Below are 24991 nucleotides of genomic sequence, written 5' to 3' on the forward strand. Positions count from 1 at the left end.
AGGGAAGCAGGCTCGCCTTTTTTTTATTTGAACATTATTGTGAATCCGCACTCTTATCATTTACGAGCGTTACTTCCTTTTGGAAAATCAGTTTATCCTCCCCGCCAAAAAAATGCATGAGATACGCGCCAATGACCGCAGTGCCGCTGTCCGCTTTGTTCGGAATCGTCACGGTTCCATTCGGATTTACGGTAACCTCGTCTGCGCCCGATATTTTTTTCCACGTAATAAAAGGGAGAGACGGAAGCTCGAATCCGATTACCTTAAGCGTGTAATGATGCTTTTTGCCATTGGAAGTAATTTTCACCGTTTCCGCTGCTTCCATACGGATATAAGCAGTGATGAGGGCGTATAATGCCGGCTCGTCCGTCTTCAGCGTATTTTGGACATTCAGAATGGTAGACCAAACATTCGCGGGCTTGATGCCAAGGTTAGACAATGCCCCGCTCAACGAGTAAGTATCCTTCTGATTCAATACTTCCACTAGCGCCTCTTTAAACACCTTGTTCATGGCATCCTTATTGATCAGCAGAGCGGATAATGCCTGCGGTTTTTTCTCAGCGAGTATCGCTCTAATTGTGCCCTCTATCCCATTGATTTCGTTGCCGTCTCCGAAAATAAACAAGAGCAAGTCCTCGAACGCAACATTCGAATTTCCTCCGGCAGCCGCAAGCGTGCTGAGCAGTTCTTGGTACTCCGCATTTGCGGCAATGGCTTCGAGTTCCGAAAGCTGCGGATCGTAATGGAAAGAACCGAATGCCCTCAGCATATTGAACAAGCTGCTCCTAAGCTTTGCTTCGTCGGAAGATGCGGGCAGCTTCAATTTTATCTTGTTCCAAATAGGGTTGATAAGCTCCAGATGGCTCGCATCGTTTAGGCTGGCTATTTCCTCTTGCAGATTGCGCAGAGCCTGAATGTCATCCGCGTCACCTGCAGCTATCGCCTCATGCAGCTTCTGAATCCGATCAAGCAGCGCCTGCGGAATAGAGCTTCCTGTGTCCGCTGCCGTCAAAGTCACCTCTTTCTGGAAAATGATTTTCGCCGATCCGTCGATAGGATTCAATGCTTTTGCCACAATAACAGCAGTGCCCTCCCTGTTAGTTTTGGAGAGGACAACAGTTCCCCCGGCAGATACCGATATGGCGTCGCTACCGGAAGCTTTGGACCAGGCAAGAAGCTCATTCGGCATATCTTTGCCAAGCGTAGATAACGTATAGTCGTGCTGGCGGCCATCCGTGCTCATTGTTACTTTTTCGACCGTATGCGTACGCAGATAAGCGAGCAGCATGGCGCTGGCAGCTGTTTGGCTATGTTCAAGCTTGCTCTGAAATTGCGCTACGACTGCCATAATATCATCAGAAGTTACACCAAGCTTACTGAGTGCTTGACTAAATCTGTAATAGTTCTCATCCGTTTGGCTCATGACGGTGCTTATCGCCGAACGCAGCAGCAAATCGCGTTTATCTTGGTCATACAGAAGCGAGAGAAGCTCCTGCGGGCTTTTACTGGCAAGCAGCTCCAGTTGTGTACGCTGAACACCTTTCCTCGCTGCACCGTCACCATATAGGAAAATCATCAAATCCTCGGCATAGAGGTTGGTTTGAATAGTAGTCAGGTAGTCAAACAGCGCTTGATCGTATTCCGCATTCGTAAGGAACGCTTGCAAATCATTTGCATCGGCATAATAGGCTAATTGACCTGCTTCCTTTACCAGTTGGAATAGAGACCGTTTGTTTTTTTGCTTGTCGACGGCTGCGGTCAAATAACGTTCAATCTTATTCCATATCGGGTCAATCAAGCTGTGGTCCGCAGTAGCATCCAGCGCTTGGCGTTCATCATAATAAGCTTGAACCTCTTGTGCGTCTGCCTGAGCAGCCGTACGCAGTGACTCGTGCAGCGTGTTGACCGACTCGAAAAAAGGTACCTTCGGAAAATCGGAAATCGGATATGCAAGTCGGATCTCCTTCTCTAAAATAACCTTCTCCGGTCCGCCAAAAGGATGCAGCAGCTTAACTTGAACGACGGCCGTCGCACTTCTAACGTTGTTCATGAGGGAGGCAGAGCCAATGTATGTCGAGTTGAAGGCGTTTACGAGGATGTCTGGACTTCCCGAAATTTTCGCCATTTGAATGGGAAGCAGATCGTCATATGGGGCAACGTACGCGCCAAATAATTGCAAAATGTACCGATAGGCCAAATATTGCTCCGGCACATGCGAAGTAGAGGCCTGTATCGCCGCTTCCGAGCGCATATAGGCGATGGCGATAGCAGCAAAGGAAGCATCATCCTTTTGAAGCTTCGTTTCAAAATTTTTCAGCATATCCGTTACGTCCTGCGCCTTCACGCCAAGATTGCGCAGCACTCTGCTAACCTGATACTTGTCTGCAAGTCCGAGCACCTTTGACAGCTCTTGATAGAGAAAAGCTTTTGATTTCCCCATGTCGTTGATCAGCTCTGCCAGCTCGTATGGCGACTTGTTCCGCAGCGTTTCGCGAAGCGTGCCCTCAAGCCCCGGGCGGATGGCGCTGTCCCCAAATAAGAAAAGGAGGAAATCCTCCATCGTAAGGCTAGGCAGCCCGGCGGCAGAAGAAATGATCTGAAGCGAAGAGCGGAATTCGGGATCGCTGCGAATTTGGTCCAAATCGTTCTCTTGCGGATTTAATAAATAGAGGCGAACCGCGTTCACGAATCGGAAAAGATTCGTTCGCAGCTTCGTTTGGTCAACGTAGGCTGGAAGCTTGAGCTTGATCTTGTTCCATACGGGATCGATTAGCGCTTGATCGGCCGCCTCATTCAGTTCAGCTATTTCCGCGCGCAGCTCCTTCACAGCTTGTACATCGGCAGGATCGCCTGCGGACAGCGAATTATGGATGCTGTAAAGCTTCTGCAAATTCGCTTTGGGCGCTGCCTCGGCTGCACTTGCCGTACCAGCGAATCCATGCTTCACATTCATAGTGGTTTGGCCGCTTAACGACAGCCCGCTGCATAATGTTGCCGTGACTGCAAAAGCGAGTGCGGCAGCGACGATTTTTTGAGCAAATGCCACCTAAATTCACCTCTCTAAATAGGATGCAATCATCGAAATTTTGAAATCATTTCCTTAATTGCTGCTAGCATACCCTTTTATAAAAAAGGGAATAAGAGGCGAACATCCTACAAACGGGGATGGAAATAGACTCATTTCCTTCCTAGGATTCCCTATGCTAAAGAGGGGAATGAAAATGCTTTTGGCAATAAATAGGTCGTAATGCACATAAGGACGGAAAAAAAAACGGGATTGCGGCAGGATGAACGAGTAAAGGCGCCTGCAAACGCCGCAAACGCCTATTTCCGAAACGGTTTATTCGGTTGTTTGCAGCGCTTTAGATAATTTCCATTCCTCATGCTTCCGTCGTACTTTTCCCCACAGCTCATCTCGCTCCGGCTTCGTATAGTTAACAAGCTTCTCTCCGAACTGGTCAGCTAAAACGTCAAGCCATTGCGATTTATTCGTAATCTCGATCTTCACAGTCTCATTCTCTTCACGCTTTGTCCAAATGCAGCCGCGTATTTCGTTACCGCCGGTCTCGTGCCGCTGTTTGAGAATAAACAAATTAAGCCATGGGGAATCCGCTGAGCGGCTGTAATGCTCGTGGTTTGGCTTAAATGGCTCTAAATCCTTGATGATCGCCGGGGCATAATCGACGCCAACAACGGAGCCTACAGGAACATGCTCTAAACGCCAGCCCTTAGGAGCCACGCTGGATTCCACTACTTTATATATAAAGGGGCCTTGTTGATAAACGCCGGCTAGCAGGGGGAGTGGCTCATAAGGCATGTCGCCAAGTCCAACGTCAACAATCCAAATTTCTTCGATCTGACTTTCGTTAGTTAACGTAACGGTGAGCCCTAAGTGAAAGCCATTGACCCGAGGCTCAGTGCCTACGGGCTGAACGCCGGCACGGTGGAAGTTAACCTTGTAGCCTAACGAGCGGAGAAGGATGCTGAACGCCCCATTTAAGTGAAAGCAATAACCGCTCCGTCCAGCTAACATAAGCTCAATTATTTGTTTATCATCAATAGAAGCAGGTCTTCCCGCAAAAATATCGATCGTCTGCCACGAAATATGCTTAACGTGAGCTTTATGTAGTTCAAACAAATAGGACTGGGTAGGAGCCTGAATATCTGCGATTCCGATTCTGTTTAAATATCTTTTTATTTCCTCGCTGGTCAGCCCATTCATTTGCATACACCTCTTATTTTTAAAAAATCGACTGCTTTAATAATGACCTCGTGCAACCGTAATTACATCGTAAACGAGTAACGGACTAGGAACAACAAAAAAAAGGGCTATCTGTACCGGTACAAAATGCGGGTTTCAAGGCAGCAGTAATGATGGGCAAGCATCCTTACATATATTGATGTGAAGAACATTGCGAGAGGAGACATCATCGTGAATGATCAGGTTCGTTTTTATAAGCCTTTTGTCAGTCCGCTCGATCCTTGTCCACCGATATTGGTGAAGAGCTTCAGCACGCCGCCACAATTGTTTATTTCGTTCCAGCCCCCCAATCTGCCCCAATTCACTCCATTCGAGGCCTTAAAATACGGGACCCTTTGGCCCTCGTTATTCAGTCCTTACAGCTCGAAACACGACAGAGAGGAAGAGGGTGACTAAGCGTGTCCATCGTACTCAACGAGGAATATTACAAGCTGCTGCATGAATTGCAGGCCGTTGATTTTGTTTTGGTGGAGTTGAATTTATATTTGGATACGCATCCGACAGATGTGAATGCGATCCAGCAATACAATCAGTACGCGCTGCTAAGGCAGCAAATCGCTCATCGCTATGAAACCAATTATGGTCCGTTAAAGCCGTTTGGCCAAAGCTTATCCGGTACGCCTTGGTCCTGGAATGAAGCGCCATGGCCGTGGCAGGTTTAAGGTACGAGCTTGGCTAAAATCCATTTTAGAGGAGGTAACCGTGCATGTGGGTGTATGAGAAAAAATTGCAATATCCCGTACGGGTCAGCAAATGCGATCCTTTGATGGCCAAGTTCCTCATGGAGCAGTATGGCGGTGCCGACGGGGAGCTTGCAGCGGCGCTGCGTTATTTGAACCAGCGTTACACGATACCGGATAAAGTGATCGGACTGCTTACAGACATAGGAACGGAAGAATTTGCGCATCTCGAGATGATCGCAACCATGATCTACAAGCTGACCAAGGATGCGACGCCGGAGCAATTAAAGGCGGCCGGACTCGGTGCTCACTATGTCGCGCACGACAGCGCCTTGTTCTATGAGAACGCAGGCGGCGTCCCATGGACGGCTGCCTACATCCAAGCCAAAGGCGATCCGATTGCCGATCTGTATGAGGATATTGCGGCGGAGGAGAAGGCGCGCGCTACTTATCAATGGCTGATTGATTTGACCGATGACGTCGATCTGCAGGACAGCTTGAAGTTCCTTCGGGAGCGGGAGATCGTGCATTCGCTGCGGTTCCGGGAAGCGGTGGAAATACTGAAGGAAAAGCGGGATGAGAAGATCTTTTATTAGAGGGAAACCTCTCTGCAGCGGAAGTGGCTGCGGGGAGGTTTTTTTTAATTGATTGGCTCCATCAAAAAACTCATAATCATGCCGCTCCGAGAAATAGGTATATTGGTTGGTAAAATGAAATGAGATCATTATTTTATGGCGATATCGAGCACACTCTAGAAGGAATCGCTTGACATGGAGTAAGCTCCATACGTTAAGATGCGGATGCAATGGAAAACGAAACTGCTTACCTGGAATCAGAGAGGAGGAGAAGGATGGAGCCCACATATTCAATCGCAGAGATTTCCCAAAAGTCAGGCCTCACTTACGATACGATACGGTATTATGCAAAGATCGGACTCCTGCCGCCAGCAAAGCGTAAGGCAAATGGGCAGAGGGAATATGGCACAATCCATCTCGAACGATTAATTTTCATTTCACATCTCAAACGAACCGGCATGCCGCTAAAGGAAATTGAACATTATATGACTTTGGCATCCGCTCAAAATTACGAGAACTGTTATAACTTACTTTATGAACATAAACTCAACATCGAGTCGCAGATGGTGGCAATGAGGGCTACTTTGGATGTGGTGAATTATAAGCTGGACCATTTCAATGACCTAATGATGCAAATCAAGATTAGGAGGAGTTTGAACATGAATACAGATAACAACTATCAAGCTACGCCACAAAAACCGATTCACTCGGGCTTTGGTCCGCAAACAACCGCACAGGAAGTACTTGTAGGCCGTGATTTGAGTGGAAAAATGGCTATCGTGACAGGTGGGTATTCTGGCGTCGGACTCGAAACAACACGTGCTTTGGCTGAAGCAGGTGCGACAGTCATTGTACCCGCACGAACACCAGATAAAGCTCGCACTTCGGTTGCAGGCATCCCTCGAGTTGAGCTGGAGGAGCTGGATCTGATCGATCCTGCTTCAATCGACGCATTCGCGAAGCGGTTTCTGGACTCTGGGCGACCGCTGGATATCTTGATCAATAATGCCGGAATTATGGCTCCTCCGCTAGTACGTGATGCACGCGGCTACGAATCCCAATTTGCAACCAATCATTTGGGACACTTTCAGTTGACGTTACGGCTCTGGCCTGCATTGAAACAGGCGGGAGAGGCGCGAGTGGTCTCTGTTTCTTCAACTGGCGTTCGCTTCGGTGGCGTTGATTTTGAGGATCCAAACTTCGAACGGCGAGAATACGACAAATGGAAAGCTTACGGCCAGTCCAAGTCAGCTAATGCGCTTTTTGCGCTCGCGCTGGACAAGCGCGGTCAAGCGCACGGTGTCCGCGCTTTTTCTCTTCATCCTGGCAGAATCATGACTGATTTAGTGCGTTTTATGTCAGAAGAGGAGAAGGTTGCAGCAACCGGGGAGTTAAAAACCACACAGCAGGGGGCTGCAACTAGCGTGTGGTGTGCGACCAGTCCTCAGCTTGAGGGCAAAGGCGGCGTTTACTGTTTAAATGCTGATATTGCCGAAGTTATTACGGCAGAAGCCCCGCAAGGGCTAAGCCAAAAGCTAACGGGTGTATTTCCGTGGGCGATCGATCCGGATTTTGCGGAAAGGCTTTGGCTAATTAGTGAGGAGTTGACTGGCGTGAAATTAACAGTTTGAGCATAGGCTAGATTTGCATGAACATAGTAAGATCAACAAAAAGCATTTGATCCTTAATTTGCAGGATCAGATGCTTTTTTGTTTTTCAACATATAAGTATGGGAAGTGTATGAAGACTTATTTTGGGGAAAATCACAAATTAATAATGTGACTTTTTGGAATATTACCGTGCTAGCTTTAAGGCTAAAGAGTGCTTCTATAAAGCTGAGACAAAGTACCCGTTCAATCGTATAATTGTATGAAGAGAAATAATGATCTGAATATATTCACTAAAATAGTAATAACTAAGGAGCGTACATCATGGATTCGATATTATTTATTGCAACTTGGGCCATTATTGGGATTTTTATTGGCGGAGTAATAGTACTTGTAAAAGCAAAATTTAAGAAATAAAAATAGGTTTGAGTCAAGGGTAACTAGCTGAGAAGCTAGTGATTTAATAGTTCAAATTATGAAACGGATAAAATTTATCAAAAGAAGAGAAGGATTTTGTAACAGCCTGTATTCGTGCACGACGTACTACAGGTGCGGAGTCGTAGATTATGTGCGGTTTCGGAAAGGTTGAAGATCCTTAAGGAAAAGCGGGATAAGAAGATATTTCCCTACAGCGAAGCGATGCTGTGGGGAGGTTTTTATGTAATAATTGAGAGCAGAATAGCTTAACCACTTTACGTTATAGGAAATAAAGGATATCAAATGGATTTAGCGAATTGAATCCAATTTTCATGTGCCCAAGTGTGATAAGATTTAGGAAGGATTATGGATAAAAAATGAGAGAATGCAGGTGAGAGTTTGAACTTTGTTTACATTAAACGATTTTTAATATTGTTAGCAAGTCTCTTCATCTGGTTTATCATTCACACTACTTTTGTGATAATAGATGGGTTGAAAGATGAATTAAAACCTGTTGACGTAGCTGTAGTATTAGGAAATAAAGTAGAAGCTAATGGACAGCCTTCTGAACGGTTAAAAGCAAGATTAGATAAGTCCGTAGAGCATTATGGTGGGAGCTATTATACTTTTATCATTGTAAGTGGCGGTATTGGTAAGGAAGGCTTCGATGAGGCAAAGGTTATGAAATCTTATTTAATAGATAAAGGGATACCGGAAGATAAAATTATAGAGGATAATAATGGGTACAACTCATATATGACCGCCCAAAATACCAGCAAGATTATGGATGAATTAGAATTAGACTCCGTTATGGTTATTACTCAATATTTTCATATATCCAGGACAAAACTAGCGTTTAGAAAAATGGATATTAAAGAAGTGTATGCAGCGCATGCCAAAATCTTTGAGTCTAGAGATATTTACTCAGTAATACGAGAATTCCCAGCATATTATAAATATCTCTTGAAATAATGAAATAAAAAAATGATAACCTTACCTGCGTTCAAGTAGGAACGAATCAGTATTAAGACTCGTTTGTCCAAAACGTTCCGTGCCACTCTAGCTGTCAGGTGACAAGAACATTAGCTTATTAAGTGCCGCGTAAATCGCGACGCTTTTATTTTATGGGGTAAGGTTGTTGTCAAAGCGGGATGAAAAGATCTTTATTTTGGCCTTGTAGCATCAAAGCTACGTTGACTGCAGGAAAGATGATACAAATTAGATCGATCACGATGATTTTAAGGCATCACCTAATTTAAGCATGAATCCACTCATAAATGGAATGACTAGATACTAAGGATATAGGGTTCCTACTATAAGGAAGCAGGCTGCAACGGTATCCTTATTACTCATTTTCATTAAAATATCGGAAAACGAAAGTTCTATATACTCGAAGAGACGGCAGCCGATATAGTGGCTGCCGTTTTCTCAACTAATGGGCAGCCAGTATAAAGGATGCCTCTTCTCATAGCTTCTCAAAACAAACTAATTAGATTATTATTAAATTAGATAAGTATCGAAAGGGATTGATATTAATTGATATCCGTTCTTCCTGAGAGATGGCAATCCAGAAATCTCGTGTACCGAAGATTATTAGAAAACGAAATAACCGAGATGCAGAACCTATATTCAGGTAGTCAGTATATTAGCGAGTGGGACGGCAGTGAGCTCAATGCCAGTCAAATCGAACATTGGTATTATACCGGAGATTTGCCTCCAGGAGGTGTTAAAGAGAATTATTGTTTGTTTGCTGTAAGACTCATGGATAGTAACGAATTAATAGGGATAATAAGCGTTTACCATGGGTATCCAAAAAATAATTCAGCCTATATCGCATTTCTGTATATTTGCAAAGATAAACAGGGACAAGGATTTGGAAAAGAATCAGAAATTCAATTGAGTGACGAATTAAAAAAACTAGGATATAAGGAAATAAGGGCGAATGTTGCAGTTAAAAACTGGCCTGCAATTAGGTTTTGGATAAACGCAGGGTTTAACGGAGTAAGTGGCATTTACGGAGACAAGGTACATGCAGCAAACACATTTGCAAACTTGGAGTTATTCAAGATACTATAACTCGTTAAGCTAACGGGTAAATAACACTCATGATTAGCAGAGGCTGCAATGCCTGCTCTTTTTATTGAACTAACTGGCAGTAGTCCGCATACAGTCTCCCATCTTATGGTATTCTCGAGATGAGAACTAATTCCGTGAGGAGGAAGCTTCGATGTGGAAACCTTATGAAGAAATATGGAACCATCCAGCTGATTTAAGGGTTAAATACAGGCTTTGAACTCAAGAAGAAGGTGGTAGAAAGCATCCCGTATTTCAAGGCTAACGCTCTTATTTTTTTATGATGGAAATAACTTGAATACAGGAAAATACAGCGCAATACATCCTGAGTTTGAGGATGAATATGGAAATGTCGTTTTAAAAAGCGATAAACCTGTACCAACGGAAGGGAAAGCTAGGATGTGGATTATTTTCCCTGAAATGAGGAAAGAAGTACAGAGAATCGGATTAATGTTGGAATTTTCTATTTTTTGTGGAAGGTCCAAGGAAAGTTGCGATCGCAGAAATTATTGAAATTTTAGGGCTTCATTTAAATGCAAAATTATTACGTTAACAAGGAACAGTAGGTTCAAGTAATCGATGAGACGAATAGGGGGAAACCGTAATGAAGACGATCAAGCGCATGATGGACCACCTGTACTGGGCGGACGGACGTATCTTGGACGCGCTCGAGGAAAGTGAGACGAAGAATAAGGACCTTCTGAAGCTGGTTCGGCACGTGGCGGTAGCGGAACGAGTCTGGTTGTCCCGATTGCAGGGCAAGGGCAGCGCGCAATATTCCTTGTGGGAGGAAGCAGAAGACCTCACGGCGATCCGGACGATGTTTGAAGAGAACGCCGAGCAATATCGCGTCTATATCGAAGGGCTCGAAGAATCAGAGTTGGACGAGATGGTCGACTATGAGAACCAGAGCGGGGTTCCGTTCCGAACGTCCGTCCGGGACATCATGTCGCAGGTCCTCTTACATGGGCAATATCACCGGGGACAGATCAACCGGGCACTTCGGATCGAATCGGCCGAGCCCGTCCAAGTCGATTACATCACGTTCGCGAGGCTCTAACGGGGCCTAATCATCACCATCACTCGGAATGGAATGGGATTGGCATTGACCTAACGGTAACGATAGTTGAATAACATACATGATGAGCAGGCGCTACGGTGGCCTGCTCTTTTTATTGAGCTATTCGCCGGAAGGCCTAATCTTCTTGTCGTCCACATTATCGCATGTGATTCGAGGTCTTGCCCCATCTAGCCTAATTATGGTTTTACAAGTAGGGGGATGAACACAATAGCTCTCGAGATCGGAGTCTCACGGGCAGATACGCTCAATCTCCAGCTTCCGTTATATTACGACCATACAAAAATGAGGTCGACCAGAAAGATCTGGTAACCTCATAATACGAACGAGCAGGATTGTTTAATAAATGTGCTACCTTTAAGTGTATTGGCTTTTTAATGCTGGCCAAAATGAAAAGAGCTTCGTCGAGTTAGGCATGTACCAGATTGAAACTGGGCTCTATCCCTAATGAATTCGTTGAGGCTTTATTTAAATAGATCATTTTTTCAAAAAACAGGATAACAACTAGAAAATCAATAAAGTTAATTTCAGTATTAAAATAATTAATAAAATGCATTTACAAATTGAATATGTTGATTTATAATTCAAAAAAAGAGAGGAGTAGAGTATGAGATATCCTATCATCACACAGTGTCCCGTATGCGACCATCAACTGCACGCCGTCAAGCTGGAATGCGGACATTGCCGGACGACGATTGAGAACACATTTGAATTATCAAAGCTTGCTCTGCTCTCGCCGGAACAGCTCCATTTTGTAATCACCTTTCTAGTAAACAGGGGCAACATAAAGGAAGTTGAGAAAGAGCTCGGCATATCTTACCCGACGGTGCGCGGCAAGCTCAATGATATTATTACGGCCCTCGGATACGATACGCAGAAGAAGCCGGAAGTCGATGAGAAGAAGGTCATTTCCATGCTTCAAAATGGCGAAATCACCGCGGATGAAGCGGTCAAAATGTTGAAGAGTGAATAAGGAGGCGGAAGAAACGATGAAAGAAGAAATCGGCAAAGTACTGTCCATGATGCAGGAAGGTAAAATTGATTCAAACACGGCTTCGGAGTTGATTGACGCGCCGAAGGAGAAGCAAGCGGCTCATACATCGCAAGCCGTACAGATGCTGGGGAAACCAGACTATTTCAAGAAACAGTCATCGGCATCCGGCCGTTATTTAGACAAAACGTTGAAAATTCGGGTAACATCCCAAGAAAACGATAACGTCAACATCAATTTGCCGATTAAACTGGTGAAGGCTGTTCTCGGAGCGGGGCACAGCATCGCGTCCAATATTCCGCAGGCTGCGAAATATGTGAAGGATATCGATATCGACCTGCTGATCGATGCAATTGAGAACGAGCTTGACGGGCAAATCATTGACATCCGCTCTGGTGAAAAGGATACCGTCACCGTAGTGATTGAGTGAGAGGTCATGATGATTGTGAAGGTTAAAAGCAAGGAGCACGCTTTTACGATTCCGGTCCCGTATGCTATGTTGCGCATGGGGAGCGGTATACTGACTTCTAAATTAGTCCAACGCATTGTGAAGGATTGGATGAACAAGCACGGCAGACATGCGGATGGGCACTTGAGCCGGAAGCATGATTTTGAATCGGACAGCAGCCAGTTTGGGATTGAACTGGTGCTGTCGATTCTCGAAAACCAAAACACGAAGCAAGCGATCAGGCAGCTCATCAAGGAGTTGCAACGCTGCAAAGGGGCGGTTCTGGTCGATGTCCAGACCCAGGACGGCACGGAAGTGTTGATTAAATTATAGGCAAAACCTTCATTTAAGGGAGGCAACAAATGCAGACCATGCAATCCAATTCCATTCAAGTAAAAGGACTTGCGGAAGATATGACGCATGGAGTGCCCAGAATATCATTAGCGAACGGCTGACTTGACACCCAATGCGCGGATGGGTCCTGCTATCGAGGTAACAAGTTGGTTAGTCTACCGCGTTTTCTTGTTACGGGATAAAGCTCTTGTGAAAATTTGAAAAGATCCATTCCGATTTTGACAAGAACTTTATTTTGTTTTTTTTTTTTAAAATACATGGGGAACTCTCATAAAATAAGGCGGCTGCTTTCCGAAAGAAATGTCGGAAAGCAGCCGCCTTTAAAGCTTTTTATTTATGTTCTTCCTGCTCAATCATTGGGCTGCTTCCGAGATATAGCCGTAGGCCCAATGGTTGACATTTATATCTGTAAAGCTGTTCGTGGACTGCTCTTCGCTTGCTGCCGCTTCTCTTCCGAGGAGCCTGCAAAGAACGGTGACGATTTGCGCTCGGGTTAGTTCGTCGTCCGGGCGGAAAGAGTGGTCCTCAAAGCCGACCATCAACCCCTCGCCAGCGAGCTGCTTGATAGCTGCTTCTGCCCAGTGTCCTTTGATATCTTTGAATGTTGGAGCAAGGGAAGGTGTCCTGTCTGCCAAGAAAGGTGATAGCAGCTTGGCTAGCTCGGCTCTTGTCATGGGCTTGGCCGGGGCAAAACTGCCCTCTCCTATACCGGAAACCAATCCTTTATCCGCGAAATAGAGAATCGCATTTAGTGAATAGGCCGTGGCTTTAACATCTTGGAACGGGTTGCCTGCCACATTCACGTTTTGCTTGTCTCCGTTCGCAACCAAATTATAGAGCATTGTCATAGCTTCTTCCCTTGTAATTGCTTTGTCAGGCTTAAAAGTATGATCTGGAAAACCGCTGACGAATGCTGTGCCGCTTCGTTTGCTTAGCCCGACGCCAGCCGAGGAAACGAGCAATTCTTCAGCTTTGAAGCCGGGGAAGGAAGGGTTTCCAACTTCAGGCTTGGCTGTTGGCGCCGTTGTAGGAGCCGCAGTTGGAGCAGTCGTAGGCGCAGGTGTCGGCGCTGCCGTCGGAGCCGGCGTTGGGCTGCTGCTCGGGCTTGGAGTCGGTTCTACAGGTGCTGCTAGAACCGGACCGGCTGAGAGCGCCGTGACCGGCGTTCCTTCTTGAGCCGCGCTGCGAGGCGTGATCTCCACTTGCAAATAGCGGCCGATCATCTCTACAGTTGGCGTAAAGCTCAACCCCGTGGCACCATGGATAATGCTCCTGTTCTCCAAATTCTGGTCGCTAACGGTGTACCACTGTACCGTCGTACCTTGCTCGGCCTCTGACAGAGCGTGGTAATATTCGTAGATGGCCGTAACGGCCTTGCCTACAACGGTGTTGGATGCTTCGGTCTCGATGTTCACGTTCCGTGCTTGCGGCAGCGCTTGTTCCGGCGCGTCAACAACGAAGACAGGCGCACTTTCGGCAAAAGCGCCACGTGTACCGGCGACATCGACAGGAATAACCGACAGCCTGATCTCAGACCCCAGGTCTGCTTTGGTCGGAATGTAGGATTTTCCATTCGCATTTGAGATTGGTGAGCCGCTGCGATTCCATACATATTCAAAATCATCCGCGTTGGCGTCTTTGTCGCCCTTAATGAACGCAACGTTGGCCGTTAACGGTTTTCCGACCATGCGATCGCCATCTACGGTTACGCTAGTGATTTGCGGTGGAACAGTGACCGTTCCTTTTACCTTTATCGTCACAGCGGCAGCGACTTCACCGCTGACGGTGCTTATTGCCTTCAGCTTGGCAGTTCCAGCATTTACGCCAAGAATCTTAGCAGTCAGTCCGTTTGGTACGAGCGAAATGACTCGGCCTGTGCCTGCGTCTGGCTGCTGATCCTCGATGATCCATTTCACATAATCACCGGTTGCGTACAAGGCAGCGATACCTTCGACTCTTGCTTGAAGCGCGGCTTGTTCACCAACCTCCATGTCGGTGCTTCCGGTGATGACCATACGCGGCGGTACAGCTTCGAGCTTGATTTTATCGATGACTATGTCGTATTTGGCGGACGCTTCATGCTTGCCTGTTACCTGAAAGGTGAAAACATAGCTGCCCGACTCAGGGAATGTATACTTTCCGTAAACATGCTCTTGGATTGCGGGAGCCGCAGCATATTGATCGAAGGTCTCGCCGAAGGTCTCGCCATTAATGAGCAATTGTGCTATGCCCTTCTCGTTTCCAAGCAGATGCGCAGCGGTTACGATATAGGTGCCGGGCTGCTGAATATCGAAGGTGAGGTAGACGCTGTCGCCAACGCTTGGCATGGCTCCGGCTACCCATTTGCCGCCGCTTGCGCTCGGGTCATTAACGGTTGAGACGCTTGCTCCGCTTGAAGCTGCAATCAGACTGGCATTTTCTGCTTCATAAGAAGGATTAGGCTCCGTTAAAACAGGCGTTAATACGATTCGGTCCGTATTCAGCACTTTGTTCGAGCTTCCTTCGAATTGGAAACGGAATTTTTTCTCGCCTGGGCTGGCGAGGGTCACTGTGCCCAAGTCGTGGAATTTGATTTTCTCGTTTTCATTCTGATTCCAGACCGCTCCTGCTTTATTTCCTTCAATATACCACTGGCCTGTGCCTCTAGAGGTTGATACCTTGGAGGCGACTTGCACCTGATAGACGCCAGCCTTGGCGACTTTCACAGCAAACTCGATATAGCTGCCGGCCGTTGTAGTTGAAGAGGTAAAATTAAGACCGAACGCAGAGGCATTAGGCGTCGTCCCGCCCGCAACCTTCGTCTGAGTTCCGCCAGACACGGTTGTTTTTCCTTGGTCGAACAAATCGGATGCGATATAAGTAGCGGGAGATGGCAGGGATGGGATAAATACATCATCTGTGGATTCGAATTGGTCAATGACGAGTGAGCCATTACCCGTTCCGTCAAAATGAACCGTAACCGCCATAGCGGCGTTCTCATTTTTGCCATAGACAATGATTTTTCCTGAGCTGTTTGCTTTCCCGGTTCCGGAAATTTTGATCAAGCTGCCGTCTAGCGTAAGCGACGAATTCTGTACATTCTCGTCCGCATACAGCATTTGGTATGGCTGATCCGCAAACTCCTGAATCCAGTAAGCTTTGCCTTTGGTCGTATTTTCATCGAGATCAATCCTGAAGTTCTTCAGCTGTTCGCCCGTCAGCAGCCCCTTGAACCGATAGGTGACAATCCCGGTGTCATCCAGCGTAATGTCCTCCACCAAGTACGACTTGTTCTTGTCCAACCATCTAAGATTGACATCAACTGCTGCTGCCCCGGGCTTGCCGCCACCTGTTGCAATCATGAGCGCTTGTTCCTTGTTCTCAGATACGTGCATTAGTACGTAAGGGCCCGCGTTCTGATTCCAATTCGCTGCCACATTGCTGTCCCAGCCCTCGCCAGCATAGACTGGACGAATGATCGTGTCCGTCAGAGCTTGAATCCGCGGAGATTTCCGCCAAGCGTTGAATTTGCCCGCAAGCTCGATATTGGCTGCACTCCAAGTATCAGGAGAAGCTCCATGCTTGATATTTCTCGCAAACATGTATTTATAGAAGTTCGACATATCGCCTGTGCTCATATTGCCGGAATTGAAGTAAACCGAATTGAGCGGCAGATGGCCGAACTGCCCACCGAACAACGAAATATCCAATGTCTCGCCGTACTCTGTAGAAGAGGTCGTCCAGCCGTTGTTAATGACATGGAGCAGCTCGTTTGCGCGGTCGCCTTGAGAGGGCCAAATGTCCACCTCCGTCGTATATTTAACCTTATACTCCGGATTTTCCTCAACAATGCCGTTCATGAGATCCTTGGACAAAACGTTTTTGCGGTAGACGTTGTCGGTCGGATGTGAATACTCCGTAACCTCCTCATTTAGCCAAAACTGGGTAAGATCGATCATCTGATGATCAAGATGATAGTTGTCGATCATATATTGAATTTTTTCCTTTTTGGCTGCAATTACGGCCGGATCTGCGAGATCATTGCCGCGATTATGGTAACCGCCAGACAAGGAATACCAGAGCCCGAACAGCAGTCCTTCGTCTTTGTAATAATCGGCCAGGCGGTTCATGTTATCCGTGTAGGAAGGGAGGGGCGTTACGCCATCGCGTGACGTACCGTTGCTGTCAGTATTGTTCCAGCCGTCGTCGAACATAACCATATCGAAGCCCGCTTGCTTCGTAATCGGCACGGCGGTCGATTTGTAGAATGCCTCGCTGCGCTTGCCATTTCCCCATTGCCAGTCATTCGTGTTGAGAATGGTGGATGTATGGTTGTACTTAAAGCGGGCGCGAAGATGCTCTTCAACTGCCATCTTGGCATCTACAATATCCCCGGTGAAGGCCGTGAGATTGATGGCAATATACTCGAATTGCTCTTGCGGGAACAAAACGAGCTGCAGCGCTTCCGGATTGGTGGATACGGTGACTTGTTTGCCTTTAAAGGCGCTGATACCTGCAAAAGCGCGGGCCATATACGTTTGCCCTGTATCGGGAACGCTGGGATCCCGTCTGTACACCTGCGTTTTGGAGTTTACCTCAGGTCCGATATAGAAGCCGTCACCAGATTGATATCGATTGATTAGCACTTTAATATCTTCGCTTGCTTTGCCGCAATCGGCTTGATCAACGCCGGTGGCATTGCTTTTCCATTTGGTAATACAGGTATAGTGCAGGTTTCTAGGCTCGTCCGGCATGTCCAGCTTGAGGACATCGGAGGCTGTAATTTGAAGCCGTTTATCTACGCTGTTATTGCGGATGTATGTTTGATATTTCAGGCCTGCGTTGCCGTCATAGATTTCAAAAGACAGCGTAATCGTGATGCCGTCCTTCGTCACGGGAAGCTCTAACCGCTTTCCTATGATCGAGCTGACGGCTTTTTCCGTCGTCATCGAAAGATTTTGCACGGTAGGGGTTCCAAGAGCATAACCGCTATCGCTGGCATTCAGCGTTTGTACGGCTCCAATGGCTTCTTTGCCGGTCTGACCGTTCTCCAACAGGCGATAGCTGTAGGAGAACAGGGACGATCGATTAATTGCCTGACCTTGTGGCAGATACTCCCTCCCCGCGCGTTTATTGAAGAAGCTGTTGATTTGTAGACGACCTTCATTTGTAAATTCAATTTCCGTCCGGATCACATCATTCTCCAGCGTCCATTTATTTCCTGACTGGGTGCTAGTGGCCTCTGCTGCCAATACTTGCATGCCGGGCAGGAGCATGGCGAGAATGAGGATGAAGCTAACTAACTTTTTCGTAAAACGTTTCTTGATCATTGCGACCCCTCCTGTTTATGATCGATTCTGAATGCGCTTACAATAATAGGAATTAAAGACAAGCCTAAACGAAATGACCAATGCCCTTGCTCTCGCTCTTCATTCATGTTCCCCTCCATTTCAATAGTAATAGCTTTGCTGCCCCCATTGAAGGTATCATGTTGATGCTCGGATGAATACGCTTGTCACTGGAGATAAACTATCCTGAATCTGTTATCTTAAGGTAAAGTCAATCATTGATATGATCGCACGCGAGGAAGGATAGGAAAAGGCGGTTCAGTAGGGAGAAAAACACAAAGTAGATAGAAGCATGCTGTATTATGCTATCTTTTGATATCTATATCTTCAATAGTCGAAAGCTATCCTGAATGGAGGTTCGCCAGATTAGGGAGCTTACGGATAGTTTATCTCGGATCAGCATCGTATTTATTTCAAAGCTAGGGTGATATCTTTTTAGTAGCGCTACTATGAAAGTGCTTACAATACAAGTTCTACGACTAAGGGGAGGAATAGCAATGGGTAAGAAAAGAATGGGGAAGCTGCTTGGCACGGGTGTTCTGCTGGCGGCAATGGCGACGACGATTGTAGCTTGCGGGGGGAACAACAACACTCCGGCAGCAACGAATGCGGCATCGCCGAATACAACGGAGAGCAGCAAGCCCGAGGACAAGAAGGAACCGGTAAGTCTGAGGTTTTCCTGGTGGGGTTCTGATGCGCGCCATAAAGCGACGCTCGCTGCCATTGATGCCTACAAAGAGCTCAACCCGCATGTTTCTATTGAAGGCGAGTATCAGGGCTATGACGGCTATCAGCAGAAGATCATGACGCAGATTGCCGGCAATTCCGCGCCAGACATTATGCAGCTGGACTATCCGTGGCTGCCGGATCTCTCGGCACAGGGCGATGTATTCGTAGACTTGAATAACGAGCCAGAGGTTGACCGCTCGCAGTTCCCGCAAAAGGTGCTGGAGGAATACACCTCATTTAACGGAAGTCTCGTAGCGCTGCCTATGGGAACCAACGGATACGGAACGATGATTAATAAAGGTTTCTTCGATAAATTCGGCCTCTCGACCGACAAGCAATGGACGTGGCAGGAATTGATTAAGGAAGGCGGCAGAATCAACGCCGAGAATAAAGGAAACCATCTTTTTGCCATAGAGCCGGGGACGACGACGGGTGGATTGGGTGATTTTGTATTAGGGGAATACCTGTACTCCAAGAACGGCGAATACTGGGTTTCTGACGCTCCGGCGATTACTGCCTCCAAAGAGGATATCAAGGAAGCGTTAACGATGATGAAGGAACTGTTCGACAGCGGCGCAGCGCTTCCGCTTGGCGATGCGGCACTATTCACCAGCAAGATGGAGCAAAACCCAAAATGGGTTAATGGGGAAGTCGGCATGACGGTGGATTGGTCATCGACGGTATCGAAGTATAAGGCTGCTGCAGGAGAAGATAAATTTGCGGCTGGCATGCCGATCTTTACGGAAAACGGCAAATCGACAGCTATAAAATTCAAGCCATCTATGATTTTATCTGTTAACAAAAAATCCAAAAACGCGGAAGAAGCCGTTAAATTCATCAACTGGCTGCTGAACAGCAAGGAAGCGGCGCTGATCTTGCTTGATACCCGCTCAGTTCCGACATCGGAAGCGGCCATGCAAGCGCTAGTTGAAGCGGATGTCATTGACCCTGACGTTGCGAAAATGGTTGACAACGCGCTCAAAAACCCGACGGCTTCACCGCCAATTGTGCAAAATAAGCCTGAAATCGCGGACATCATTCGGGATATATGCGAGAAAGTTGTCTATGGCAGCCTTACGCCAGAGAAGGCCACTGATCAGTTGATTCAACGTGTAGAGGATAAATTCAAAGAGCTGAAATAGAATTCTACTGAAAAGCAAGGTGAGACTGTGAATATAAGGGCTAGAAAGTGGAGCAAGCAATATGTAGGCCTACTGTATATTTTACCATGGTTAGTTGGCTTCCTCGTCTTCCAGCTGTATCCGTTCGGAGCTTCTTTTGTCTATTCCTTCACGGATTACAGCATTACGAACAAACCGAGCTTTGTTGGTGCGGACAACTACGTGGATATGTTTACGAAAGACAGCAACTTCTACCAGTCCATGATAACAACGCTCGTGTACGTCTTCTTCTCGGTGCCCATGAAGCTGGTTTTCGCGCTGCTGGTGGCGATTGTTCTAAACGTCAGCATTCGCGGAGTCAATACGTACCGCACGTTGTTCTATCTGCCTTCGATTCTGGGAGGAAGCGTCGCCGTCTCGATTTTATGGCGCTTCCTGTTCATGAAGGAAGGATTCGTTAACGGCTTGCTGGCCAAGCTGCATGTGCCTCCGGTCGATTGGCTGGGCAGCCCGAACATAGCGCTGTTCTCGCTGAGCTTACTGGCGGTATGGCAATTCGGTTCCTCCATGGTTTTGTTTCTGGCAGGGCTGAAGCAAATTCCAAATGAGCTTTACGAGGCGGGACGTGTAGACGGTGCATCAAAGGTTCGCATGTTTTTTATGATTACGGTACCGCTGCTAACCCCGATTATCTTCTTCAACATAATTATGCAGCTGGTCAATGCATTCCAAGATTTCACGAGCGCGTTTGTCATTACAAACGGCGGTCCGATGAATTCAACCTACTTGTTTGCGCTTAAGCTTTATGACGAAGGCTTTAAGTTCTTCAAAATGGGCTACGCCTCCGCGCTTTCGTGGGTGCTGTTCCTGGTCATCCTTGCCGTTACACTGATTATATTCAAATCATCAAAATATTGGACGCACTATGAGGACGGAGGGGATTTTAAATGAATAATGGAAGTCTCCGAACTCGCCATTTGGGCAGTCATTTCTTCTTGTCAATCTTTGCGCTTGTTATGGTATTTCCGCTTATTTGGCTGTTTTTTGCCTCCTTCAAGGAGAATAATGAAATATTCGGCTCGCTAGCTTTGTTACCTAAGGAAATCGTATGGGACTCCTATATCAAGGGCTGGAAAGGCAGTGGGCAATTTACATTCGGCGTCTTTTTGTTCAATACGTTTAAAATGGTTGTGCCTGTCGTCTTGTTCACGCTGGGGTCCAGCGTCTTGGTCGCTTATGGCTTTGCGCGCTTTCGCTTTCCGCTGAAAGGGCTGTTGTTTGCGGTAATGATCTCGACGCTAATGCTGCCTAATGCGGTAATTATTATTCCGCGGTATATTTTGTTCAACGAGCTCGGCTGGCTGAACAGCTACCTGCCATTCACGATCCCGGCACTGTTTGCTTGTTATCCGTTCTTTATCTTTATGCTGGTTCAGTTTTTCAGAGGTTTGCCGAAGGAGCTGGACGAATCTGCGACCATTGACGGCTGCAATTCCTTCGTGGTACTGACACGAATTCTACTGCCGCTGTGCAAGCCGGCCTTGTTCTCCGCAGCGATCTTTCAGTTCATCTGGACTTGGAATGATTTCTTCAACTCCCTCATTTATATTAACAGCGTGAAGAAATATACGCTGGCGCTTGGACTTCGAATGTCGCTGGATATCAGCTCGGCCGCGAAGTGGAATGAAGTTATGGCGATGTCGATCGTCGCGATTGTTCCCTGTGTGCTTCTATTCTTCTTTGCGCAAAAATACTTCGTGGAGGGCATCGCTACGACAGGGCTGAAGGGTTAAGAGGCTTATCAGGAACAAAAAGAAACGGTACGGAAGGAAGGAGGCATTCTTGAGCAGCTTTGCTGCTTGAGGAGCCTCCATTTTTTGGCATCCTTACAGTGGCATTAGTGAGATGGGATGGATAACGTTACAGTTCCCTTACAGGGTAAATTAGTATTGATCTTAAGGAGAGCTTATCCATGGGTGGGTATATGTTGTACGCATTCTGCTTTGAACGACAAGAAACTGCCCTGGGAGGGCAGTTTCATGTTTCTGTTCATTCCGATTAATGTTAGGTAAATGATGCGAGCATTTTCTCATATTCGACTCCGCACAAAATCACAATGCCGATGCCATGCGTGTCGTTGAGCAACCAATTCAGCTCATTGCGGTAATAATCGGCAGAGAAGGAGTAGCCTGAGCCTCGGCATACTCCGTATACATTTCCCTTGTGATCAATGGAATGTTTGGTGAGACCTTCCCATGCGCGGCTGGCTGAACTTGCATAAGAAGCGGGATCTTGAAGCCAGCCGAGGCGCACACCACGGCTGAAGGCATAGGCAAACATCGCCGTACAGGAGGTTTCCTCGTACGAGGAGGGGTCCGTCAGCACCTGATGCCACAAGCCGTTATCGCCTTGAAGCTTCAAATAGCCGGAAGCCAGCTCGTCAAATAGGTTGATTAGCTCTTTGCGATGCTCATGCGATTCCGGAAGCACAGCAAGCAGCTCGGATAGGGAAAAGATTACCCAGCCGTTGCCGCGTCCCCATGGCACATAGGTTGGTGTCTTGTATTTGAAATCATAAACATGAGATAGGATTTGCTGTTCAGGCATGTATAAGTATTTTTTAAAAAGTAGAAACTGCTTGGCGGCATCAGTGATGGCTGCTTCGTTGCCGGTATGCTTGTAATAACGGGTCAAAAACGGCGTGCTCATGTACAGGTCATCTGCCCACAGCGTATTCTCCTGATATTCGCCGGGCCGCAACCTGTAAAAAGCACCGTCCGCCCGGCGCTCCTGCTTGTTCATGATATAGTCGGCAAGAGTATTTGCAATCTGCAAATAACTCTCGTCCCGCGTATCTTCATAAGCTTCGAGCATGGCCGAGCCGAAGGAGCCGCAATCATCCAGCATATTAAGCTCAACGAGCTGGTGATTGATTGCGGGAGCGCCATATTGCTTGCGATCCCATAAGGAATAGGGATACAGCCGGGTGCATTCGGAAATATGCGTATTCACATAATTTCGCAAATCCGCACGCTCCAGCGTCCGTCCAGCCTGAAGCAGGCCATACAGCGTAACGCCAAGCGGATAGTTCCATCTCGCAAAGCGTTCGTTCTCGAGGTAGGGTCTAATATAACCATTCGTTATGGCTGGGGTACGCCAATACAAAGGCTTGGCCTCTCCAGTATCTTTAACCTCGAATAAGCGGTACAGCGTAGGAAAGGGCCCTGGACCGAGTTCGGCATAACCGCTGCTTTCGATTGGACCGAGAAAGATCCAGCTCTGCCTTACCCCCTTGATTTGCTGCGGAGCATTCAATGGGTATGCTGTGACTCCATCGCTCACTGATATGGAAACATTCCAGTCAGCCTCAGTACAGGTAGATAACAGCAGAAGCGTGTGCTCACCAGGAGATAGTGAAACCGCAGCGTCAAAGCGGCCTCCCTTGGCTTCCAGTACCAGCTTCTCGTCTACCCATATTTGAACAGGGCCAGGGGCTTCTCCGCTTATCGTGCAGGGAACGGCTTGATGCCCGTTTGTTGTGAAGCTGCTCCACGCATAAGCAGATTGGCCGGGCAGTATGCCAAACACAGATGAAAAATCGCAGTCTTGTTTGCTGCCACCGGAAAGCCGCGGATGCCAGACAGACGGCAAATCCTTCTCCAAAGAGGCGGCACTAGGCAGTGTCTCCTCTGGATACAAGTCTGTCTCCGAGCTGGAATAAACCCATCCGCCGCTGCCTGTGCGTTCGGTGAACGGGGATAGCGCATGCAGCGGGAACCATTTGTAATTGCTGGATCCGAAGACGCAGCCGAAGCCGGAGGAGGTTTTGATCATTTTGAGAAAAAAAAGATTCCAGCCCTTCTTCAACTGCGCTTGCAGGGATCGTTGGTTCAGAATGTTCACGTCATCCGCTACGGTTGATTTATAGAAGAGCCCGCCGTTCAAATAGATTCTCACCGGTCCATAGCAGCTTAAGGAGAGCTCAATCTCGCTTCCTTCCTCGCTGTATACCAGTGCACAGGCATATCCGTATTCACCCAATTGACGCTCGGGGAACTTAGGGCCCAAATTCATGTCGTAGCGGCCATCCTCCAATTGCTTGAAGCTGTCCGTGCTTAGTGTTCGGAAAGTGAAGCCGTTTGGCGGAGTAGCTGCGACGTATTGATTGGCGATCGTCTCGATTACCTTGCGGACCGAGCTTCCTTGCCGGTCATATATACTCTCTTCTAAGGGGAAATAATTGCTCATAGAATCTGTCCTCTCATAGGGAATGGGGCTTATTATCAATTCAAGCGTAACAGCACTTAGAGCGGAATGTAACGAAGGCGAGCGGATAAAAACACTCATTGGTCAACCCGTTTGAAGAGGTTGTCGGTTAAAGAATAGATTTGTAGGGTTTAAGATATATTGCGGCGTGTGAGGATAGGAGAAACCTGATTTAACGCTTGACCGCCATGAATTAATTGCGCTAATCTAAAATTGGAAACGCTTTAAAAACACAGGGGCATTCATGCTTCGACAGAGATGAATTCGGAGGTCATGATGTACAAACTACTGATTGCAGACGATGATTACGAAATTCGCAACGGTCTGTGCAAATATTTTCCTTGGGACTCGATCGGCTTTCATGTTGTTGGAGACGCCGAGAACGGGCAGGAAGCCTATGATTTTATAAAAAGTAACGAGGTAGACGTCATTCTTTGCGATATCCGCATGCCCGTCATGTCCGGAATTGATCTAGCGACAGAGCTGAATGCCAGATACTCCCACATCCAGATCATCTTCTTTAGCGCGTTCAAGGACTTTGAATATGCGCAGAAGGCGCTTGAAGCAGGTGTGAGACGCTATATTTTGAAATCAACGAACTACAATGAGCTTATTCGTGCATTCACGAAAATTAAGGAGGAGCTAGACAGCACGGTGCAGACGCAGGAGCTCAAGGGGGCGCCTGAGCTTAGCGGCAGCTTTCCTGAGAAAATAATTTCAACCATCAAGGATTACGTCCGGCAGCATTATAAGGACGTTACGCTGGAGGACCTGTCACAGCAGGTGCATATGAATGCCGATTATTTGAGCAAGTTTTTCAAAAAACACGCCGGGATCCGGTTTTCCGATTATTTAACCACGGTCCGTATGGAGGCGGCGGCGCATCTGCTTGATGATATCCAGTTTAAGACGTATGAAATTAGCGACCGAGTCGGCTACAGCAATTCGTTTAATTTTACGAGAGCCTTCAAAAATTACTACGGCATGACGCCGCGCGACTACCGCAATCGAAAGGGCTGGAAAGAAGAGCAGGAAGAGCATAACTGATAGAGCTGGAGATGGAC

At 47.1% G+C, this 24991-nt stretch carries 18 protein-coding genes; 14 read left to right on the top strand and 4 right to left on the bottom strand.

Features of this window, described 5'->3' with window-relative positions:
* Nucleotides 1–34: 34 nt before the first annotated feature.
* A complete protein-coding gene (locus A7975_RS20840) occupies nt 35–3046 on the bottom strand; it encodes a hypothetical protein (RefSeq protein WP_065386365.1) in 3012 nt (1003 codons plus the stop codon).
* A 294-nt stretch (nt 3047–3340) separates the two neighbouring features.
* The gene (locus A7975_RS20845; protein ID WP_065386366.1) at nt 3341–4222 is read right to left on the bottom strand and encodes an arylamine N-acetyltransferase family protein; all 882 of its coding nucleotides are present in this window, start codon (nt 4220–4222) and stop codon (nt 3341–3343) included.
* Nucleotides 4223–4432: 210 nt separating this feature from the next.
* Between A7975_RS20845 and A7975_RS20850 the strand changes: the two genes are divergently transcribed.
* The 10 genes from A7975_RS20850 (at nt 4433) to A7975_RS20895 (ending at nt 12463) form a co-directional block, all read left to right on the top strand.
* Nucleotides 4433–4657 carry a spore coat associated protein CotJA gene (locus A7975_RS20850; protein ID WP_065386367.1) on the top strand — a complete coding sequence of 75 codons (225 nt, stop codon included), beginning with the start codon at nt 4433–4435 and terminating at the stop codon, nt 4655–4657.
* A gap of 2 nt (nt 4658–4659) precedes the next feature.
* Nucleotides 4660–4923, top strand: coding sequence for a spore coat protein CotJB (locus A7975_RS20855; RefSeq protein WP_082198331.1), 264 nt, complete (start codon nt 4660–4662; stop codon nt 4921–4923).
* A 44-nt stretch (nt 4924–4967) separates the two neighbouring features.
* Nucleotides 4968–5537 carry a manganese catalase family protein gene (locus tag A7975_RS20860; RefSeq protein WP_053375160.1) on the top strand — a complete coding sequence of 190 codons (570 nt, stop codon included), beginning with the start codon at nt 4968–4970 and terminating at the stop codon, nt 5535–5537.
* Nucleotides 5538–5791: 254 nt separating this feature from the next.
* Nucleotides 5792–7147 carry an oxidoreductase gene (locus A7975_RS20865; RefSeq protein WP_176707774.1) on the top strand — a complete coding sequence of 452 codons (1356 nt, stop codon included), beginning with the start codon at nt 5792–5794 and terminating at the stop codon, nt 7145–7147.
* A 792-nt stretch (nt 7148–7939) separates the two neighbouring features.
* A complete protein-coding gene (locus tag A7975_RS20870; RefSeq protein ID WP_065386368.1) occupies nt 7940–8512 on the top strand; it encodes a YdcF family protein in 573 nt (190 codons plus the stop codon).
* 564 nt (nt 8513–9076) lie between these two features.
* Complete coding sequence (locus A7975_RS20875; protein WP_082198333.1) at nt 9077–9616, top strand: GNAT family N-acetyltransferase; 540 nt, start codon at nt 9077–9079, stop codon at nt 9614–9616.
* Nucleotides 9617–10217: 601 nt separating this feature from the next.
* Nucleotides 10218–10673, top strand: coding sequence for a DinB family protein (locus A7975_RS20880; protein ID WP_065386369.1), 456 nt, complete (start codon nt 10218–10220; stop codon nt 10671–10673).
* Nucleotides 10674–11298: 625 nt separating this feature from the next.
* Nucleotides 11299–11664: a DUF2089 domain-containing protein gene (locus A7975_RS20885; RefSeq protein ID WP_065385939.1), complete on the top strand. Its 366-nt coding sequence runs from the start codon at nt 11299–11301 to the stop codon at nt 11662–11664.
* Between the two features lie 16 nt (nt 11665–11680).
* Complete coding sequence (locus A7975_RS20890) at nt 11681–12112, top strand: hypothetical protein (protein WP_065385940.1); 432 nt, start codon at nt 11681–11683, stop codon at nt 12110–12112.
* Nucleotides 12113–12127: 15 nt separating this feature from the next.
* Complete coding sequence (locus A7975_RS20895; RefSeq protein WP_141680342.1) at nt 12128–12463, top strand: hypothetical protein; 336 nt, start codon at nt 12128–12130, stop codon at nt 12461–12463.
* A gap of 374 nt (nt 12464–12837) precedes the next feature.
* Here the strand turns inward: A7975_RS20895 and A7975_RS20900 are convergent, their stop codons facing one another.
* Nucleotides 12838–17793: an S-layer homology domain-containing protein gene (locus A7975_RS20900; protein ID WP_065386370.1), complete on the bottom strand. Its 4956-nt coding sequence runs from the start codon at nt 17791–17793 to the stop codon at nt 12838–12840.
* Between the two features lie 515 nt (nt 17794–18308).
* Between A7975_RS20900 and A7975_RS20905 the strand changes: the two genes are divergently transcribed.
* Genes A7975_RS20905 through A7975_RS20915 form a run of 3 tightly spaced genes read left to right on the top strand, consistent with a single transcriptional unit; the run spans nt 18309 to nt 21454 of the window.
* On the top strand, nt 18309–19682 hold the full coding sequence (locus A7975_RS20905) for an ABC transporter substrate-binding protein (RefSeq protein WP_065386371.1): 1374 nt from the start codon (nt 18309–18311) through the stop codon (nt 19680–19682).
* A gap of 27 nt (nt 19683–19709) precedes the next feature.
* On the top strand, nt 19710–20612 hold the full coding sequence (locus tag A7975_RS20910; protein WP_065386372.1) for a carbohydrate ABC transporter permease: 903 nt from the start codon (nt 19710–19712) through the stop codon (nt 20610–20612).
* On the top strand, nt 20609–21454 hold the full coding sequence (locus A7975_RS20915; RefSeq protein ID WP_065386373.1) for a carbohydrate ABC transporter permease: 846 nt from the start codon (nt 20609–20611) through the stop codon (nt 21452–21454). The genes A7975_RS20910 and A7975_RS20915 overlap by 4 nt, the downstream gene beginning before the upstream one ends.
* A 271-nt stretch (nt 21455–21725) precedes the next feature.
* Here the strand turns inward: A7975_RS20915 and A7975_RS20920 are convergent, their stop codons facing one another.
* Entirely contained in the window at nt 21726–23909 is a 2184-nt protein-coding gene (locus A7975_RS20920) for a glycoside hydrolase family 88/105 protein (protein ID WP_065386374.1), read from the bottom strand.
* A gap of 291 nt (nt 23910–24200) precedes the next feature.
* Here A7975_RS20920 and A7975_RS20925 point away from each other — a divergent pair, with 291 nt between their 5' ends.
* Nucleotides 24201–24974 carry a response regulator transcription factor gene (locus A7975_RS20925; RefSeq protein ID WP_255314411.1) on the top strand — a complete coding sequence of 258 codons (774 nt, stop codon included), beginning with the start codon at nt 24201–24203 and terminating at the stop codon, nt 24972–24974.
* Nucleotides 24975–24991: the final 17 nt, after the last annotated feature.

Origin of the sequence: Bacillus sp. FJAT-26390 (assembly GCF_001682865.1) — a bacterium.
Classification (GTDB): Bacteria; Bacillota; Bacilli; order Paenibacillales; family Paenibacillaceae; genus Pristimantibacillus.